Origin of the sequence: Alteromonas sp. 14N.309.X.WAT.G.H12 (assembly GCF_036697315.1) — a bacterium.
In the GTDB taxonomy this organism is placed as follows: Bacteria; Pseudomonadota; Gammaproteobacteria; order Enterobacterales; family Alteromonadaceae; genus Alteromonas.
This window is the reverse complement of record NZ_JBAHZB010000062.1, coordinates 648-19,973: the sequence shown is the minus strand read 5'-3', so window position 1 is coordinate 19,973 and position 19,326 is coordinate 648. Positions and strand designations below refer to the sequence as shown.

The window sequence follows — 19,326 nt, the reverse complement described above, 5'->3', positions numbered from 1 at the left end:
ATCCAATACCGACTTTTTATTGGTAACGGCGGTTTATGACACCACCGATACCGTGAATGCGTACGATATTGCCGATTATATTTCATCGAATATGGAAGATGCGCTGGCGAGAGTCGAAGGCGTGGGCGATACGCAGGTCTTTGGTGCCGAATATGCCATGCGGATCTGGTTAGATCCAACGAAATTAGCGGCTTACGATTTGATGCCTTCTGATATTGCAACGGCTATTGATAATCAGAATGTCCAGGTCGCAGCGGGAAAAATAGGGGCGTTGCCTGCGTTGGATACGCAAGAGCTCAATGCCACGGTAACGGCGCAGTCCATGCTGTCCACGCCAGAGCAATTTCGCGAGATCATCGTAAAATATGATTCATCCGGTGCAAATGTGCGATTAGGCGATGTTGCCCGGGTGGAAATTGGTAGTGAAAGCTATACCCGCATTCCGCGACTTAATCGTCATCCCGCCTCAGGGATTGCCATTATGCTGTCGCCCGGCGCCAATGCTCTGGATACAGCGACTCGCGTAAAAGAAAAGGTGGCAGAGTTATCACAGAACCTGCCTGACGGTTTTGAAATTACCTTTCCTCGCGATAGTACAGATTTTATTAAAATTTCCATTGAAGAAGTGGTGCATACCCTCGCAGAAGCCATTGTATTGGTGGTGCTGGTTATGTGGCTGTTTATGCAAAACTGGCGGGCAACGCTGATCCCGGCCATTGCTGTACCTGTGGTACTGCTGGGAACATTTGGCGTTCTCTCGGTATTTGGTTACTCCATTAATACGCTGACCATGTTTGGTATTGTGTTGTCTATTGGTTTGTTGGTTGATGATGCCATCGTGGTGGTGGAAAATGTCGAACGATTGATGCGTGAAGAGCATTTATCGCCTCGTGACGCCACAATCAAATCCATGTCGGAAATTAGTAGCGCGTTAATCGGTATTGCTGTTGTACTTAGCGCGGTCTTTTTACCCATGGCGTTTTTCGATGGTTCTACAGGTGTGATCTATCGCCAATTTTCCATCGCTATTGTCTCCTCGATGATTTTATCCGTAGTCGTTGCTCTTACCTTAAGCCCAACGTTATGTGCCAGCTTGTTAAAACCTCATGATCATACGACGGCACCACAAAAAGGTTTTTTCGCTTGGTTTAACCGTAAGTTCGATAACATGACCACGTCATACACGGGGGGAGTTCAGCGTATTATAGGTCAGAAGTTTCGCTGGCTAATTTTGTACTCGATTATCGTCGTTTGTTTAGGGCTACTGATTGTGCGCATGCCTACGGGCTTTTTACCGGACGAAGACCAAGGCAGTATTATGTTCCAGATTAATCTGCCTGAGGGGGCTTCCATTAATCGTACTCGTGCCGTGGCCGCGCAGGTTGAAGACTACTTGCTAAATGATGAAAAAGATCTCGTAGTCAGAGCCTTTTCTATTGCTGGATCTAATTTCGCCGGAACTGGGCAAAATGCCGGTATGGGCTTTGTTTCTCTGACTGATTGGGATGATCGTACCGAGGACGATGAAAGTGCCAATGCCGTTATAGGGCGGATGAATAGAAATCTCTCTACTATTACCGACGCTAATATATTTGCCATGTCACAACCTGTTATTCAAGGTTTAGGGCAAAGTAATGGCTTTACTTTTGAACTGCAGGCCGCGTCGGGAACAACCCGTGAGGAATTAGCCTCTCTGAAAAGTGAACTGATCACGAAAGCCAGGCAAAGTCCGTTACTTACCAGTATTCGTGAAGGAGCATTATCAACCACGCCCCAATTAAAAATTAATATTGATACGGTAAAAGCAACGTCGTTGGGTTTGTCCGTCTCCGATGTGTCAGATACGTTAACGTATGCTTGGGCGGGTAGCTATGTTAATGACTTCATTGACAATGGACGGGTTAAAAAAGTGTACATTCAAGGGGATGCCCAATATCGCTCTAAACCTGAAGATCTAAATGATTGGTTTGTGCGTGGTAGCGACGACGATGGCAATTCGACGATGACCGCATTTAATGTGTTTTCTGATGTAAATTGGTCAGATGCTCCGCAAACCTTATCACGGTTTAACGGCTTAGCCGCCTATGAAATACAAGGGGCTGCGGCAGATGGTGTGAGTTCAGGCCAAGCCATGGCCGAAATGGAACGGTTAACCGAAGAAGTGGGACAGGGCAAACTGAGTTATTCCTGGAGCGGTCTGTCTTATCAGGAAAAGCTATCAAGCGGCCAATCAACCTTGTTGTATGCGGTTTCTATTTTGGTGGTCTTCTTAGCGTTGGCCGCATTGTATGAAAGCTGGTCAGTGCCGTTTTCTGTGATGATGGTGATCCCATTGGGCGTGATAGGTGCAGCCCTTGCTGCCACACTGCGTGGGCTGGACAATGATATCTACTTCCAAGTGGCGCTGCTGACCACCATTGGGCTGTCATCGAAAAATGCCATCTTAATTGTTGAGTTTGCAGAAACGCTTTATCAAAAGGGGGCAAGTTTGACGCAAGCGGCATTAGAAGCGGCAAAATTACGCTTACGTCCTATTATCATGACCTCGCTAGCCTTTATTGTGGGAACCGTACCCCTAGCGGTTTCCTCCGGTGCAGGTGCAAATAGCCGGATCTCAATTGGCACGGGTATTGTGGGTGGGACGTTAACCGCCACCGTACTAGGCATTTTCTTTGTACCCATGTTCTTTGTGCTTATTCGAGGGTTATTTCCCGGAAAACGGCCACAATATGATGATGCAGACAAGGAGATAAGCCATGAGTAACGCTAATTATGATGTTAGACATAAGGGAAAATACCTCGTTGTTATCATGGGACTGCTATTGGGTGGCTGTACGAGCTTGTCCAGTGACTATACCCGCCCCGACATGCCAGTGAGCAATCAATTGGCGGATCAACCAGGGGCGAATACCCCTGGCTTGACCGCTACGCGGGCCATGGATGTGCCTTGGCAGACGTTTATTAAAGATGAACGTCTTAAACAGATCATTACGCTGGCTTTAGAGAATAACCGGAGTTTGCGTGAAACCATCGCAGATGTAGAAGCTGCACGGGCCACATACCGTATCCAGCGTTCGGATTTATACCCGGATATTGATGTGAGTGTGGGCGGAACCCGTTATCGTTCTGTCTCCGAAGGGGTCTCGAGCAGTTATTCTGCAGAAGTCGGTTTAAGCAGCTATGAAATCGATTTGTTTGGTAAAAATCAAAGTTTAACCAAGTCGGAATTGGAGACCTATCTGGCCAGTGAAGAAACGGCCAGAGCCACTAAAATTACCCTAATTGGCGAGATTGCCAATGCTTGGTTAACCCTAGCCGCAGATCAAAACTTGCTGAGCCTTGCCCAAGAAACGGCGGACAATGCGAAACAAACACTGACAATCACACAGAAACGTAAAGAGCTCGGTGTTGATTCCAGGATTGATGTGGCCAGTGCCGAGACCACTTACTACACTGCTCAGTCAGATATTGCCAGTTACACCACCCAGGTAAATCAGGACATTAATGCCTTGCGTTTACTGGTAGGTAAGGACATTGATGATGAAATGCTTGCTCAAGCATTACCCGACAGTAATGATCTGGTCACCGATATTCCAGCCGGTTTGGCGTCAGACATTCTTCTGGCGCGGCCAGATGTTTTGTCTGCCGAGCACGACCTAAAGGCAGCCCATGCCGATATTGAAGCCGCCCGTGCGGCCTTCTTCCCTTCGATCACCCTGACTGCCGCGGGGGGGCTGGGTAGCTTGAGTTTATCGGATTTGTTTAGTTCGGGGGCAACGAAGATATGGTCATTGGCACCGTCTATTTCCTTACCCATTTTTAATGGGGGAGAAAACGAAGCGAACCTTGATTATGCCAAAGCCCAACAGAAGAAATACTTAGCGGCCTATGAATATGCCGTTCAAAGTGCATTTTCTGAGGTGGCGGATGCGTTGGCAGAAAGAGCGACCATACAACAACAAATTGATGCTGAAGAAGCCTTGGTGGCGGCGGCTAAACGCAGTTATGACCTGTCTTTAGCCCGATATAAAAAAGGCATAGACAGTTTCCAGACCGCGTTGGAAGCGCAGCGTACTTACTACAGTGCGGCACAATCCCTTATCACCACCCGACAAAGCGATTTGGAAAATCGCATTACCTTATACCGGGTCATGGGTGGTGGTCTTGCTCAAGAAGATGGGGCTAAAGCGGACACTGAGAACCCAAAAGATAACAATAGATAGGCCTTTAAAAACCAAACTGGATCATCTGCAATGGATGATCCAGTAAAGGCTTCCTTTTTCCACGATCAAGCAAGTGCTTAACCTTTTCATCCTTCTTTAATTTCATTTGTTACAAATACCCATCTGTTGAGTAATTGCATAAAAGCCCTGCTTATTGTTGAAAGTGTAAAATACTTTTATCACCCTTATGTAACGCATTCCACGTATTAGATTTACATTATTCATCTTTTTCTCTCATCCTACCATTTATTAAATATTTGAAATATATAGTTAATTTTTTCATTTTAAATTCAAATGATAACGCTTTGTTAAAAATAGGTTGACGTCAATTTAAGAAAATGGTCATATGCTCCCTACATGAGCATATGACCATCAAGTGGGTTCTAGATCACGGGTCCTTGCTTATAGCTATCGCAGAGAGAAAGCGAAGTGATGGGCTAAGCGGCCATTACCTCGTGTGTTGAAGAATATCGTTTGTCTTTAAACAGAGAGAATTCACTATGCTAAAACATTGTAAACATCATCAAGACACAAAAAGCACGGTTCGCGTATCTACCCGATTAGGGGGATTAGCTGCCGCAATTATCGCTGCCACAACGTCCACTATGGTCATTGCCGACGATCAATTAAGTGATGACAAGCCCATGTATATTCCGCCTAGCGAACCCAATGAATTTTTAGATGGGCGTGTACAGGTTAATTTTCTGGCGATGCAAAATTATCAGGCAATTCAAGCCAAAGACGGCGCATTTCGCCCCGAAGATGAAGAACAATCTACCGGCTTTGGTCGATTACGGGTGAACTTGATGTTCAAATTCAAGATTACCGAGAACATTGTGGCCGATATTGATATTGCCGAAGAGCCCAATGATTTTGGGGATAATGGTGATCAAGATTTTGCCTTCCACCAAGATTTTGCCGGTATTGAGTTTGACTTATTTGGCCTGACCAACACAGAAAAGCACAATAATGATCTTACCTTGCGGGTGGGAAATATTGGCGCTTCGCCGTTCCAGTTTAAAGGCTTCCAAGATGGGGCGGATAACCAGGGTAATGCCCTTATCGGTAATGGCATTACTGATTATGCCACCGCAGAAAACGGCATTCAGTTAAGTTACACCCAGACTTATGACAGTGGTCTGATTCGTTTATATAACGTGACCGGTCATATGACCACCTCCAGCTTTGGTGAAGCTTTTCAAGAAGATCGGGGATATAACTACCGCTTACAGGGCACCTTGGAATTTGCTGGTGGTTTTAAAGCTGGGGTGAATTTTATACAAGCAAATCAAGGTGATCAGCTGGAATTTATTGATGGTATTGCCAGTCTTTCAGGGGTGACCACCGCCAACTTCCGTTTCGGTGATGGTGAAAACTACAACTTTTCTGCCTCGGGCACCAGTGAACGGGATACCCACGTAGGGGCATTACCAGGCTTGAATCAAACCATAATGCAGTTGAATCTCGCCTATCAGCCTTCGGATCAGACCAGCGTGGTTTTGATGTTAGGTAGAACTACCGATGATTATACCTTTGCTGACACCGAGGGGAATGCCGTTGCTGGGATCACCTATTTTGGTACAGACGGTGTACTGGATCCCAACGGCACCACCTTCGATTCCAATCAAGTCATTAAAGGGGATGCGTCGGTAGATTACTGGAGCATCGAAGCCCAGCAGTACATTTTACCGGAAAAGTTATACCTGGCCGCCCGCTATGCGTCGGCAGAAAACACTTCGGATCTTATTGAGCAAACGGACAACGAAGTGACACGTTTACAGGTGTCCGCTGGGTATTGGATCAACGACAGAACCTTATGGAAAGTGGAATACGTGGATCAAGACGAAGGGGTGAATTCAGGGGGGCAAATTGGCCGTGGATTCTCCGGTCTTACCTCTGAAATTTCTGTGAAATTCTAACGTATCTATGGCCCGGGTCTTATTGAATGATGCGTCAGTAAGACCGGGCATGCCTATCAAAAGGGAGATCCCTCATGTTTAAAACGCTGTCTTTGCTACTTTGTGGCGCACTCACATTCGGTGCTTATGCTGCGCAAACCATCACCATCGCCACCGTAAACAATGGCGATATGATCACCATGAAAGAACTCAGTGGTGAGTTCGAAAAGCAATATCCAGACATTCATCTAAAGTGGGTCACGCTGGAAGAGAATATCCTGCGCCAACGGGTGACCACCGATGTGGCCACCGGCGGTGGTCAATACGATGTGATGACCATTGGTACCTATGAGGTGCCCATTTGGAGTAAGCAAGGCTGGTTAACTGCCCTTGATGATCTGGGCGAAGATTATGATGTGGATGATTTGCTACCGGCCATTCGTAGCGGTCTGTCTTTGGATAACAAATTATACGCCGCACCATTTTATGGTGAAAGTTCCATGGTGATGTATCGCACCGATCTCATGGCCAAAGCCGGCCTACAAATGCCTAAAGCCCCAACGTGGGATTTCATACGCCAAGCCGCAGCTGCCATGACGGATAAAGAGGCGGGGGTCTACGGTATCTGCCTACGGGGAAAAGCCGGGTGGGGTGAAAACATCGCATTGCTCACCTCTATGTCAAACTCCTTTGGTGCTCGCTGGTTTGATGAAAATTGGCAGCCTCAGTTTGATTCTCAAGCCTGGAAAGACACCTTGGAATATTACGTGGATGTGATGAACAAATACGGTCCTCCCGGTGCATCGGCCAACGGATTTAACGAAAATTTGGCCTTGTTTCAAACCGGTAAATGCGGCATGTGGATAGATGCCACCGTAGCCGGAGCCTTTGTCACCAACGAAGCCGACTCTGATGTGGCTGATAAAGTGGGCTTTGCCTTGGCACCGGACAAGGGGCTAGGCAAGCGAGGCAACTGGTTATGGGCATGGACTTTGGCCATTCCTTCGAGTAGTAAAAAAAGCGACGCTGCAATGAAGTTTATCAGTTGGGCCACGTCTAAATCCTATTCTACCCTGGTTGCTGGTAAAAAAGGGTGGGCCAAAGTGCCGCCTGGCACACGCACCTCCTTGTATCAAAACCCGCAGTACATGGAAGCGGCACCTTTTGCTCAGATCACCTTAGATTCCATTAATTCAGCGGATCCTAAACACCCCACGGTTGAGCCAGTGCCCTATGTGGGTGTGCAGTTTGTCGCCATACCCGAATTCCAAGGTATTGGTACCGCGGTTGGGCAGCAATTTAGCGCAGCGTTAACCGGACAGATGACGGTGGAGCAAGCATTGCAATCTTCCCAGCGCTTGGTTGAACGGGCCATGCGTAAAGCCCGATATCCAAAATAATCAAGTTGTAAGCCAGAGGGTAGGGGAAGGGTCCCTTACCCCGTATTGATTGAAAGAGGTTCAGGTTATGGCAACTACCCAATCGAGAACGTTAGCCAAAATGATGTTACTGCCGTCGGTAACCCTGTTATTGGCATGGATGATCGTTCCACTGTGCATGACGTTATATTTTTCATTTTTAGACTATAACCTGCTGATGCCGGGCGAGAATGAATTCATTGGTTTTTTAAACTACGAGTTCTTTTTAACGGATCCGGCGTTTATCGAGTCGTTTTTTAACACCCTATTGTTGGTTGGCGGAGTACTTTTTATCACCATAGGCGGTGGCATTGGATTAGCCATATTGCTGGATCAAGCCATTTGGGGACGTAACTACGTGCGTATTATGGTGCTGGCACCCTTTTTCGTTATGCCCACGGTTTCGGCCTTGGTGTGGAAGAACATGTTTATGAATCCGGTGAATGGGTTATTCGCCCACTTTGCCGAGTTTCTCGGGGTTGCCCCCATTGATTTTTTCGCCGAACTGCCCTTGTTGTCCATCATTATTATTGTGTCATGGCAGTGGTTGCCGTTTGCCACGTTGATCTTGCTTACCGCTATCCAGTCGTTGGATCGAGAGCAATTAGAAGCGGCTGATCTTGATGGAGCCGGGCCGTTTAGCAAATTCACCTATATTGTGTTACCCCATTTATCCCGTGCAGTGACAGCAGTGATCCTCATCGAAACCATTTTTCTGCTGTCCATTTTTGCCGAGATTTTGGTGACCACCAGTGGTGGGCCGGGTTATTCCTCAACCAATATTACCTACTTAATTTATACCCAATCGTTATTGCAATTCGATGTGGGCGGCGGATCTGCCGGTGGGATTGTGGCTGTGATTATTGCCAATATCGTCGCCATTTTCCTTATGCGCCTTATCGGCAAAAATCTGGAGGGCTAGGCAATGGCTATCAATCACAGCAATAAATCAAAACTCGTTTATACCCTGTTAGCCTGGGGGATTAGCGGCATGCTTTTCTTCCCCATTTTATGGACTATTTTAACGAGCTTTAAAACCGAGGTGGAAGCCATCGCTTCGTCACCGAGCTTGTTTATGTTTAGTTGGACACTAGAAAACTATTCAGATGTTCTTGCCCGCTCTCCCTATTTTAATCATTTCTGGAACTCGGTGGTGGTGTCGTTTGGATCCAGTTTACTGGGACTGCTCATCGCCGTGCCTGCGGCCTGGTCTATGGCATTTGTGCAAACCAAACGCACCAAAAACCTACTGATGTGGATGTTATCTACCAAGATGCTTCCCCCTGTCGGGGTGCTGATCCCCATCTATTTGATGTTCCGTGATTTTGGATTACTCGATACCAAGTTGGGATTGGTGATTGTGATGACCCTTATCAACCTGCCGATTATGGTGTGGATGCTTTATACCTATTTTCGTGAAATTCCCCACGAAATTTTAGAAGCCGCCCGCATGGATGGTGCTGGGATCAAAGAAGAGATTTTCCACGTGTTATTGCCCATCGCCTTGCCTGGCATTGCTTCCACCTTGCTGCTCAATGTGATCCTGGCGTGGAACGAAGCATTCTGGACACTCATATTAACAGCCGCCAATGCGGCACCCCTGACGGCATTTATCGCCAGTTATTCAAGCCCCGAAGGTTTGTTTTACGCAAAATTATCAGCCGCCTCTGTGATGGCCATCGTCCCCATCCTGATTTTAGGTTGGTTTAGTCAGAAACAATTAGTGCGCGGCCTAAGTTTCGGCGCGGTTAAGTAAGGAGAGATTCAAATGGGTAGCATTACTTTAAAGCAGGTAACGAAAAGCTTTGGCGACGTGAATGTCATCAAGCCCTTAGATTTACATATCCGTGACGGCGAGTTTATTGTCTTTGTTGGTCCCTCCGGCTGCGGTAAATCGACGTTATTGCGTATGATCGCCGGTTTGGAAGACACCACCAGCGGGACCATAGAAATAGATGGCGAAGATGCCACGGCTATGCCGCCAGCAAAGCGGGGATTAGCCATGGTGTTTCAGTCTTATGCTTTGTACCCCCATATGTCGGTACGCAATAACATTGCCTTCCCATTAAAACGGGCAAAGGTCGCCCCGGCGGTTATTGAAGAAAAAATCACCGCGGCTGCCAAGATGTTAAATTTGACCGATTATCTTGATCGCAAGCCCGGCCAATTATCTGGTGGCCAGCGTCAGCGTGTGGCTATTGGTCGCGCCATTGTGCGTCAGCCATCGGCTTTTTTGTTCGATGAACCCTTGTCGAATTTAGACGCCTCTTTACGTGTTAACATGCGCTTGGAAATATCTGAATTACATCAGAGTTTAGCCACCACCATGATTTATGTTACCCATGATCAGGTGGAAGCCATGACCATGGCGGATCGTATTGCGGTGTTTAATGGCGGAATTATTGAGCAGGTGGGCACGCCATTAGAACTGTATCAAAGACCGGTCAATCGTTTTGTTGCAGGCTTTATCGGTTCGCCGAAGATGAACTTTATTGATGTGGATATGAAAGCCGGTGACCCAACGTGTAGCTTAGGGGTGCGCCCAGAACACCTTAAAATTACCGAGGAAAAAGGGTTGTGGTCTGGTGACGTGGGCGTTATTGAACATCTTGGTTCGGAAACCTTTTTACATGTCCACCTGGCCAATGGCAGCACACTGACCTTAAAAGCAGATGGTGAGTGCCCATTGCAACAGGGTGACAAAATAAACCTTACCGCAGATGACAACAAAATTATGCATTTTGATGGCGCGGGCATGACCATACCCTCTCTATCTTGGGGAGAAGACGCTAGGGCTAAATTTGCCTAAAACATGACGTTGCCGTTATCCCATGAAGGGGTAGCGGCTTGATTTTATAATAGACGCGGCGAATAGATTATGAAAAAAGGCAATGCACCTCAACACAATAGGGACATTGAACTCATTATTTTTGATTGTGATGGTGTACTTATCGACAGTGAAGTCTTGTGTCAGCGGGTGCTGATAGGATTATTGGCAGAGCACGGCGTTAGGGTATCGGAAACCTATTTTAATCAGTTCTTTTTAGGCAAAAGCTATTTCTCAGCCAAAGCGCAAATTCAGGATGATTTTTCCGTGTCGTTACCGGCTGATTTCAGGCAAGAATACCTCGATAAACTGTTAGCCGTATTTGAACAAGAATTGTTACCTACCCAGCATCTCGAAGACATGCTGAACTCGTTACAAACCCCTTATTGCGTGGCCACAAGCAGCAGCCCAGAGCGAGCCAGGTTTTCATTACAGACCACAGGCTTGTTGCATTATTTTGACGGGCGTATTACCACCAGTAGTGAGGTGAAAAACGGCAAGCCCGCACCGGATATCTTTTTACATGCCGCCGCAAAAATGGGCGTAGCCCCTGAACATTGTTTGGTGATAGAGGATTCGGATGCCGGCATTGAAGGCGCCCTAGCGGCGAATATGCAGGTGCTCCGTTTTACGGGCGCGACACATCTTAAAAGCCATGAGCTAGAGGATAAAGACCATCCATCCGGTGTGCAGAGCATTGGTGATTGGCCTTCGTTATTTCGCCAATATCCTTGTTTAGGCTAGCCACAATTGCTATTTAGATGGGGGCAATGTGTCCCTGTGGCATAAGATGATCAAAACTTTTCTATTTAAACCCTTGTAAAAATGCATGACAAATAGACAATAGAGGCTTTTAAACCTAAGACCTTGGCATACTTTCGCTACGGCAGTTGGAGTTTTTCAGTTGACGCTACCCGCCTTAAACCCAAAATCGAACTTGAAGCAGCAATATGTTGAATTTTTATCGCACTTGGCGGCGATGAAATTTACCGGTGATATCGAAACCAGTTATGGTGCTCGCCTTGCTATGGCTACGGACAATTCTGTATACCAAAAGTTGCCCCAGGCTGTGATATTTCCACGTTCAAACGAAGATTGTGAGTTAATTGGTAAATTAGCGGCCAGATACCCGGAAGTGGCGTTTAGTCCCCGAGGCGGCGGCACCGGTACCAACGGCCAGAGCCTTACCGAAGGCATTGTCATCGACATTCGTCGTTATTTAAATAAGGTGATTGAACTTAACCTTGATGAAGGGTGGATCCGGGTACAAACCGGCATAGTCAAAGATGCATTAAACGATGTATTGCGTCCTCACGGGTATTTTTTCTCACCGGATCTTTCCACCAGTAACCGTGCCACCTTAGGCGGTATGATCAGTACCGATGCCTCCGGGCAAGGCTCTTTAGTTTATGGTAAAACCAGCGACCATGTGCTTGGGCTAACCGCAGTGCTTGCCAATGGTGAGCGAATTGAAACCCAACCTGTCTCCATAGACGCCGCGAAGAAAAAGGCAGAGCAAAATACCGCCGAAGGGCGCATTTATCGACAAGCGTTGGAAACCTGCATCGGCCATCGGCAGGCTATTTTAGACAAGTTCCCTCGTTTGAACCGCTTCCTTACCGGTTACGACCTTGAGCACGTGTATGATGAAGCGCAACAAACGATTGATGTTGGCAGGCTAATTACTGGGGCCGAAGGGTCCCTTGCCATGGTGACCGAGGCGAAATTATCCCTAACGCCCATCGCTAATGAAAAAGCCCTGATCAATATAAAATACGATTCTTTTGATTCGGCGTTGCGTCATGCTCCAGCGATGGTTGAAGCCAATGCTACCTCGGTGGAAACCATCGACAGCAAAGTACTCAACCTGGCGAAAACCGATATTATTTGGCATTCCATTTCTGAACTGATTACCGATGTACCGGACAAAACCCTGCTTGGGCTGAATATGGTGGAGTACAATGCGGAAAGTAAGGATGAAATGGCAGGGCACATTGATGCTTTAAAAGCCCGTCTTGATGACGAAGTGGCCACGGGTAAAAGCGGTGTTATTGGCTACCAGATTACCTACGATAAAAGGGATATTGGGCGCATTTACGCCATGCGGAAAAAAGCAGTGGGCCTATTGGGTAAAACCGAAGGTGAACGCAAGCCCATTGCCTTTGCAGAAGATACCGCTGTGCCGCCGGAAAAACTGGCCGATTATATTGCGGAATTCAGGGCCTTGTTAGACAGTCATGGATTGCAGTATGGCATGTTCGGTCATGTGGATGCAGGGGTATTACACGTAAGACCGGCCCTTGATCTTATCGATCCTGAACAAGAAAGCCTTATGCATCAGATTTCTGATGAAGTGGTGGCGCTGGTGGCCAAATATGGTGGCTTAATGTGGGGAGAACACGGTAAAGGCTATCGTAGCGAATATGGCCCTGCTTTCTTTGGCGAATTTTTGTTTACCGAATTGCGTAAAGTGAAGGCGGTGTTTGATCCCCACAATCAAATGAATCCGGGAAAAATCTGTACGCCTTTACATAGCGAAGCCTCCCTGGTGCGAGTTACCGACGAAAAACGGGCCACGTTGGACAGAACCATTCCCGTGGCATTTAAAGAAGAAATGGCGCCAGCCATGAGTTGTAATGGCAATGGCTTGTGTTTTAACTATGACACCAAGTCGCCCATGTGTCCGTCGAGTAAAATAACCGCTGATCGTCGCCATACGCCAAAAGGCAGAGCAGGCATGATCCGCGAATGGTTAAGATTACTAGCCAAAGAGCAGGTGGATACACAAAGTCTGACCTTTTCCCAATTTAAAACGTCTTTTTGGACACGGTTTAAAAATACCTACTTATCTTCCCAGCAAGACTTTTCCCATGAGGTATTGGAGGTGATGAACGGCTGTTTGGCTTGTAAATCCTGTACCAGCCAGTGTCCGGTGAACGTGGATGTGCCGGACTTTCGGGCCCGCTTTTTGTCTATTTACTATCAGCGCTATGCCCGCCCGGTAAAAGATTTACTGGTGAGTAATGTGGAAACCATGACGCCATTGCTGGCGAAAGCGCCGGCCATGGTCAATAGCCTTATGAAGCTGAAACCCATCGCCTGGTTTTTGGAAAAGCAAGTGGGCTATGTGGATACGCCGGCGCTGTCAACGCCACCATTGTCAAAACGCGTAAATGGGGTGGCTGAGCATTTTAATTTGGCGACAATGCAGGCCCTTAGTGATGATGAGCGTAAAAAGCGGGTGGCAATTGTACAAGACCCCTTTACCAGCTTTTATGATGCAGGGGTTGTTGAAAGTATGGTGAAGGTGATTCAGCAACTAGGGTATACACCGGTATTACTGCCCTTTAAGCCCAATGGTAAACCGGCCCATGTGAAAGGCTTTTTAGCTAAGTTTGCCAAACAGGCAAAAAGTACCGCAGATTTTTTAAATCAATTACAGGCGTTGGGTATTACCATGCTTGGCGTTGATACCTCTTTGGTGCTTTGTTACCGGGATGAATACACTAAAATCTTGGGGGAGCAAAGAGGGGATTTTCATGTGTTAACCTGCCACGAATGGCTGGCTCAAGTGCCAGAAGAACGCTGGCCGGTGATGGAGACAACCAACGAAGATACCTTTGCCATTATTGGTCATTGCACAGAAAAAACCGCTTTGCCCAAAACGGAAGGCCTGTGGCAGCAAATATTCAATCATGTTGGCTGCAAGCTGGATATCTTACCTGCCGGGTGTTGTGGTATGGCCGGTACTTATGGTCACGAGCTCTCCCATCAAGCTGACTCTAAAGGGATTTATAATTTAAGTTGGGCTGAACATGTAAAGCAAAAAGGGACAAAACAGTTGCTTGTTACTGGGTTTTCCTGTCGCAGTCAGGTGGCCCGATTTGAGGGGAATAAACCTCGCCATCCCATTGAAGTGCTTAGCGAAAAGTTGGCAAAATGAATATAGAGCCCAGCTTTATTAGGCTGGGCAAAATTTCGCTCTGGTTTTGACTCTTATGGCTCCTCTTCAGAGTTACATGACTAAAAGGATGCCCTATAGCTTTGCTGCCCTCCTGTTTGAGTTTTCCAATCATCCTTAAATAAAATTTAATAAAACATTCTGTTTAAAGTCATACAGCATCATTAGTGTGTTTTAAGCCATATCGGCGTCTTATTAAAAAATATTATTTAAAGGAGACACACGATGCTTATAAGGGTACGCGCACTCAGCGTGCTATGTCCTCTCGTTTTACTCTTTGGTTGCGATGACGACAAAATCGTGGAAGTAGAGGTGCCTGTGGAGGTACCTGTCACGGTTAATACAGAGAATAAATTACTTAGTGAGCCCTTTTTACAACTTCCTACCGAGTCTTCAGTGAATGTGGTTTGGTTTACGAATTTTCCCGGTAGTGAGCACACTCTATATTATGGGAATTCATCCACCAGCGATGTGACCACAACGGTGCTTAGCCGGATGATGGAAGATGAAGCTTCTTCGGTTAATGGCGTGACGTATGACCATTTGACATACCGAGACGTGTATCGCCATGAGGCAACGGCGACTAATCTTACTCAAGGTGAGCGGGTAGACTACTATATAAAGAGTATGGACGACGCAGGGTTCGATTTTACCAGCGAGAGTTACACCCTAGCGCCTGCGCCGGCAGCAGGACAGGGATTAAAAATTCTTTTAACCTCAGATCTTCAATCGAAAAAAAATGTGGTTGCCAATTATCAGAAAGTGGTGGAAACCGTAGGGGTGTTGGATGCAGTGTTTTTTGCTGGCGATTTTGTCAATGTGCCGGACAGAGCCTCAGAATGGTTTGATCAAGCTAAAGAAAATTCACCGGCATTTTTCCCTGCGCTACAAGGTCGATATCAACAGTATATGCCAGGCTTTCCGTACAATGGTGGTGAAATTCTTCAACACACGCCGCTGTTTGGCACCATTGGTAATCATGAAGTGATGGGGCGTTATCTGCCGGAAGAAGAGAGTTACACCCTCAATGGGGGCTTTAATGATCCTCAGCCTTCTTGGTATGCCGAGGTTGCCTATGAAGAAGTGGCCTCAGAGGTAAACCCTGATGGGGATGAGGAGGTTAAAGCCCAGTGGATAAGAGATCATTCCCATAATCAAGTGAGCTTCTTAGAAATTTTTAGTTTTCCTGATGATGGCCCCGCTGGGGAAGATTACTATGCGGTCTCCTACGGTGATGTGTTTTTGATTTCAATGAATGTTTCTCGTATTTGGCGTTCTTGGAGTGTATCAGGAGCAAGTAAAACCAAATTCGTAGAAAGCCTAGCGACATTAGACGATCCCTCACAATGGGGATTTGGCGAGTTTCTATTCGAACGCTTTGATGCTGAATCTGAGCAATATGCCTGGCTAGAAGAGGTGATGGCCTCGTCTGCCTTTCAAGATGCAAAGTACAAAGTGGTGATGGCTCATCAGGGCGTATTTGGTTTAGGGGATAACACGGTTCCTGTACTTGCCCAGCCGGTTATGCAATTCGTTGAGCTCGATGATGCAGGTAATGAAACCATTACCGAATTGACTTTTCCGTTAAGCCCAGCCGTGTGGGAAAGTGAAGTGGCTCCGTTATTATCGTCAATTTCTGAAGTGCGTTACCAATATCCCGTTGCCGAAGATGTGTGGTTAAACGATATCGAGCCGCTATTGCTTGCTAACAACGTAAACTTGGTGCATATCGGTCACTCTCACCTTTGGAATCGCGCGCAGGTAGGTAATTTACATTATCTGGAAAGCTCGAATGTGGGGAATAGCTATGGGGCATACTATATTGACACTACCGAGCAATACACCGCCGACGTGCGGGCAAGTTATTCGGATTTTTGGGACGAGGTGAATTCTGATTCACCACGGTGGGATATTACTAACTATCCGCCTAATGGCGATCCACAAGGTCGGACGATGAGCTTTCCTACTGTGTTTAGCCCTATGAGTTTGGAGAATGAAAACTATCCCAACCTGCCTTTCGTGACAAGCAATACCTTATCGGTATTTTCCATTTTGGATACCCAAAGCGGATCGGTGAAAAGCTATGTATTTGATCCCAGTGATCTGGATGCAGATGTTATTTTGTTTGATGAGTTTTCGTTAGATTAACGTGTTTTATTGTGGGCCTGTATAAGCAGGCCCCAAGATAGTATTTACCAAATTCAGTTTAACTCAATTAATTCTACCAGCTTTTTAGCGCCAGCCACTGAAGGGTGATCTTCATCAAAGTACAGGGCGGTTCCCTCTTTCACCGCGTAGCAGTTTTCAGGATCGCAAAACATATCTTGCGGCTTCAATAAATGCACATTTGCGGGGTAATTGGCGTTGTCGAAATGTTGAATCATATAAGCATTTCGATGTTCGTACCACTGGGTATCCGTGCCCACGATATTATCAAGAGATGCGCCACGTCGTAATTTATCCCCCATTAATTGATGGATGTCTTTAGGTAACTCGGGCACAGGATAAAAGACGTAAACGTTGTCTTTTTTAGCTGCAAAAAGCAAAATCAGTTTATCAATATGACTTGTAAGTTCACGCACTTCATCCGTTTCGGTGTATTGCTGGTGAGCGGGGTAGTGATCAGCATTGCCACCCATTAACTGCTGTGTGAAGCGGTGATTGAACACCACATTTCTGATCCCTTCGTCCTCGATGATATAGTCCACCGCATCATTGTACCATTTTGCACAAGGGGTACTTTCCCTGTCTTGATAAGCGGGTTTGCAACCAGAAAAGCTAAAGTGTTTTATACCTTGTCCATAGGGCTTTAATTTCCTTGCTAACGCATAGGCAATTTCGACGGTATGGCTATCGCCGAAGGTGGCCCAGGTGACATTTTTGCCAAAATATTCGCAGGCTTCATCCGGTGATTGGTAGCTATGAATGTGGCAACTATCTCGCTGTGGACTTGGTCGAGTATCGGTAACCAGTTTTTGATATTCAATGGGACTTTGCTTGATAAACCCTTGGGTAGCAAGAATGACCGAACCAAGCAATCCTACGCCGAAGGTAAAGTAAATGGGTTTGCATTTTATAAGTTGTGCGGGCCTGTAAATGTCGCTTCTAAACCGCCGGCGTTCTATAAAGTGATAACTTGCCCAGCCTAAGACGACACTCAGCAGCAGGCCTAAAAAGAGATAGTGCCTGCTTAAGGAAAAGTAGCCGATGGCTACCACAAGGGGCCAGTGCCATAAATAGATGGAATATGACCACTTTCCCAATGCTTGAAAAATGCGATTACCGGTGAACACGCTGTCATTTCTTTGTGCTTGGATCAGCAAAAATGCGCCCAATACCGGGAATATAGCCAAATAGCCGGGCCAGAAATTTGCTTTTGAAATGAATACATAAGACAAGATAATAAGGGCTAAACCTAGCCACTCAATTCCCTTTTTTCGGCCATCGGATAAATTAAAGGAATAAAGGTATGCTAGCCCGCCTACCATCATTTCCCACGCTCTAGCATGTAGCAGATAGTATGCAGGGTCGGGCCATCGATAAGTTGCGTATATGCAAAGCAGGTAACCGAAAACAGTGGCAAGAAGTAGGGTTACCTTTATGCTCTTTAATGACAAACACTTACTGAGGCCAACAAGTAGTAAGGGGTACAGAATATAAAACTGCCACTCCACAGATAAAGACCAGGTATGAAGTAGCCATTTTCTATGGGAGTCCACATCAAAATAACCCGCTTCTCGCCAATAAATAAAATTGGATAAAAAGCCAACACTGCTGCCTACATGTTTACCCAGTGTTTTATAATCGGTAGGTGTAAGATAGAACCAGCCGAAAATGACCAGCACAAAACATAAAAAGGCGAGGGCAGGTATGATTCTATTGGCCCGTGCAACATAGAATTTTATTGTTGAGAACGTCTCTTTTTTGATGCCAGTAAAGATAATGCTTGTCATCAAAAAGCCAGATATAACAAAGAATACGTCCACACCGGCAAATCCACCGGGCATCCAGTTATCGTTAAAATGAAACAGTACGACGGCAATAACTGCCATGGCCCGTAGCCCGTTGATATCCTTTCTAAACTGCAAAATTATTTCCTACCAACCTTTTTCGGCGATTATATCAATTTGGCTAGAATAAATCCCTGACTCATCAAACCCTGCCCTTTAGTAAAGTTTAATCAACTAGAGTTACCGGTAGGGATACTATCAGGAATAGACCACTTATCTGGTCACGAGAGGCGATTAACAAAGTCAATAAAAACTACCTTTAACAAATAAGTTAACAATATAGCGCTATAAAAAGCCGATGATCACCGGCTTATAAGGTGGGTCAGGGTCAATGGGATGTACTGTTACCTTCAACGAGCTCAAAAGGCAGAAGCCGGTTTTCTTTTTCTTGGGTTAAATACAATTGGGCGGCTAGGGCGCCTTTTTTATCGTTAAATTGTTGCACTGTGGTTAAGGTGGGGTGATAGCGGCTTGCTTCGTCAATACCATCAAAGCCAACAATACGAATATCGTCGGGAACCCGGAGTCCCCGTTTTAAGGCTTCTTGCATGGCCGTTAATGCGATAACGTCACTCATACACAACAGGGTATCGGGCAGAGGTGTATGTGAAAAAATTTTTTCCACCGCACTTTTCGCATATTTTTGCGTACTTTCAGGTATGTGCCAGATATCAGCGTTAGAAATTCTCAAGCCGTGTTCATGGATCGCTTTAAGATAGCCATCGAGTCGACGATGAGAAATGGAATACTCACTATCAATCAGTGGCGTGTTTCCTATTGAACGTGTTATTTCACTGTCAATGAGCCTTAAACCGAGGATCACCGGCTTTGTGGCCGTGGCGTTCAGGGCGACTTTAGCAACTTCATAAGCCGCTTGGGTATTATCTATATTGACCGATGGGGCGGTTGGAATATTAAAATCGGCAGTGACAACGGTTTTTTTAATCTTTGTTAACTGGTTAAGAAGCTTAGGGTTTCTTGGTGCACCA

Annotated in this window: 12 protein-coding genes; 10 read left to right on the top strand and 2 right to left on the bottom strand. The window is 46.2% G+C overall.

Annotated elements, in window-relative coordinates; translation table 11 throughout:
• The 10 genes from V5298_RS14350 to V5298_RS14305 form a co-directional block, all read left to right on the top strand.
• The coding region (locus tag V5298_RS14350; RefSeq protein ID WP_332932134.1) for an efflux RND transporter permease subunit at positions 1 to 2,764 on the top strand (2,764 nt) is incomplete at its 5' end.
• A complete protein-coding gene (locus V5298_RS14345) occupies positions 2,757 to 4,223 on the top strand; it encodes an efflux transporter outer membrane subunit (protein ID WP_332932133.1) in 1,467 nt (488 codons plus the stop codon). The genes V5298_RS14350 and V5298_RS14345, both read left to right, overlap by 8 nt.
• Positions 4,224 to 4,867: 644 nt before the next feature.
• Complete coding sequence (locus V5298_RS14340) at positions 4,868 to 6,142, top strand: hypothetical protein (protein ID WP_332932135.1); 1,275 nt, start codon at positions 4,868 to 4,870, stop codon at positions 6,140 to 6,142.
• Positions 6,143 to 6,216: 74 nt separating this feature from the next.
• Entirely contained in the window at positions 6,217 to 7,521 is a 1,305-nt protein-coding gene (locus tag V5298_RS14335) for a sugar ABC transporter substrate-binding protein (RefSeq protein WP_332932132.1), read from the top strand.
• Between the two features lie 67 nt (positions 7,522 to 7,588).
• The gene (locus V5298_RS14330) at positions 7,589 to 8,461 is read left to right on the top strand and encodes a carbohydrate ABC transporter permease (protein ID WP_216030526.1); all 873 of its coding nucleotides are present in this window, start codon (positions 7,589 to 7,591) and stop codon (positions 8,459 to 8,461) included.
• Positions 8,462 to 8,464: 3 nt separating this feature from the next.
• Positions 8,465 to 9,295 carry a carbohydrate ABC transporter permease gene (locus tag V5298_RS14325; protein ID WP_332932131.1) on the top strand — a complete coding sequence of 277 codons (831 nt, stop codon included), beginning with the start codon at positions 8,465 to 8,467 and terminating at the stop codon, positions 9,293 to 9,295.
• A gap of 12 nt (positions 9,296 to 9,307) precedes the next feature.
• Positions 9,308 to 10,348, top strand: coding sequence for an ABC transporter ATP-binding protein (locus V5298_RS14320; RefSeq protein ID WP_332932130.1), 1,041 nt, complete (start codon positions 9,308 to 9,310; stop codon positions 10,346 to 10,348).
• A 69-nt stretch (positions 10,349 to 10,417) separates the two neighbouring features.
• Positions 10,418 to 11,110, top strand: a complete 693-nt coding sequence (locus V5298_RS14315) for an HAD family hydrolase (protein ID WP_332932129.1) — start codon at positions 10,418 to 10,420, stop codon at positions 11,108 to 11,110.
• Between the two features lie 160 nt (positions 11,111 to 11,270).
• Positions 11,271 to 14,309, top strand: a complete 3,039-nt coding sequence (ydiJ, locus tag V5298_RS14310) for a D-2-hydroxyglutarate dehydrogenase YdiJ (protein ID WP_332932128.1) — start codon at positions 11,271 to 11,273, stop codon at positions 14,307 to 14,309.
• A gap of 243 nt (positions 14,310 to 14,552) precedes the next feature.
• Positions 14,553 to 16,475: a fibronectin type III domain-containing protein gene (locus V5298_RS14305; protein WP_332932127.1), complete on the top strand. Its 1,923-nt coding sequence runs from the start codon at positions 14,553 to 14,555 to the stop codon at positions 16,473 to 16,475.
• A 53-nt stretch (positions 16,476 to 16,528) separates the two neighbouring features.
• Here V5298_RS14305 and V5298_RS14300 read toward each other — a convergent pair whose 3' ends face one another.
• Both V5298_RS14300 and V5298_RS14295 read right to left on the bottom strand, forming a co-directional pair.
• Complete coding sequence (locus V5298_RS14300) at positions 16,529 to 18,415, bottom strand: acyltransferase family protein (RefSeq protein ID WP_332932126.1); 1,887 nt, start codon at positions 18,413 to 18,415, stop codon at positions 16,529 to 16,531.
• Positions 18,416 to 18,665: 250 nt separating this feature from the next.
• Positions 18,666 to 19,326, bottom strand: a 661-nt coding sequence (locus V5298_RS14295; protein WP_332932125.1) for a substrate-binding domain-containing protein, incomplete at its 5' end; no start/stop codon positions are given.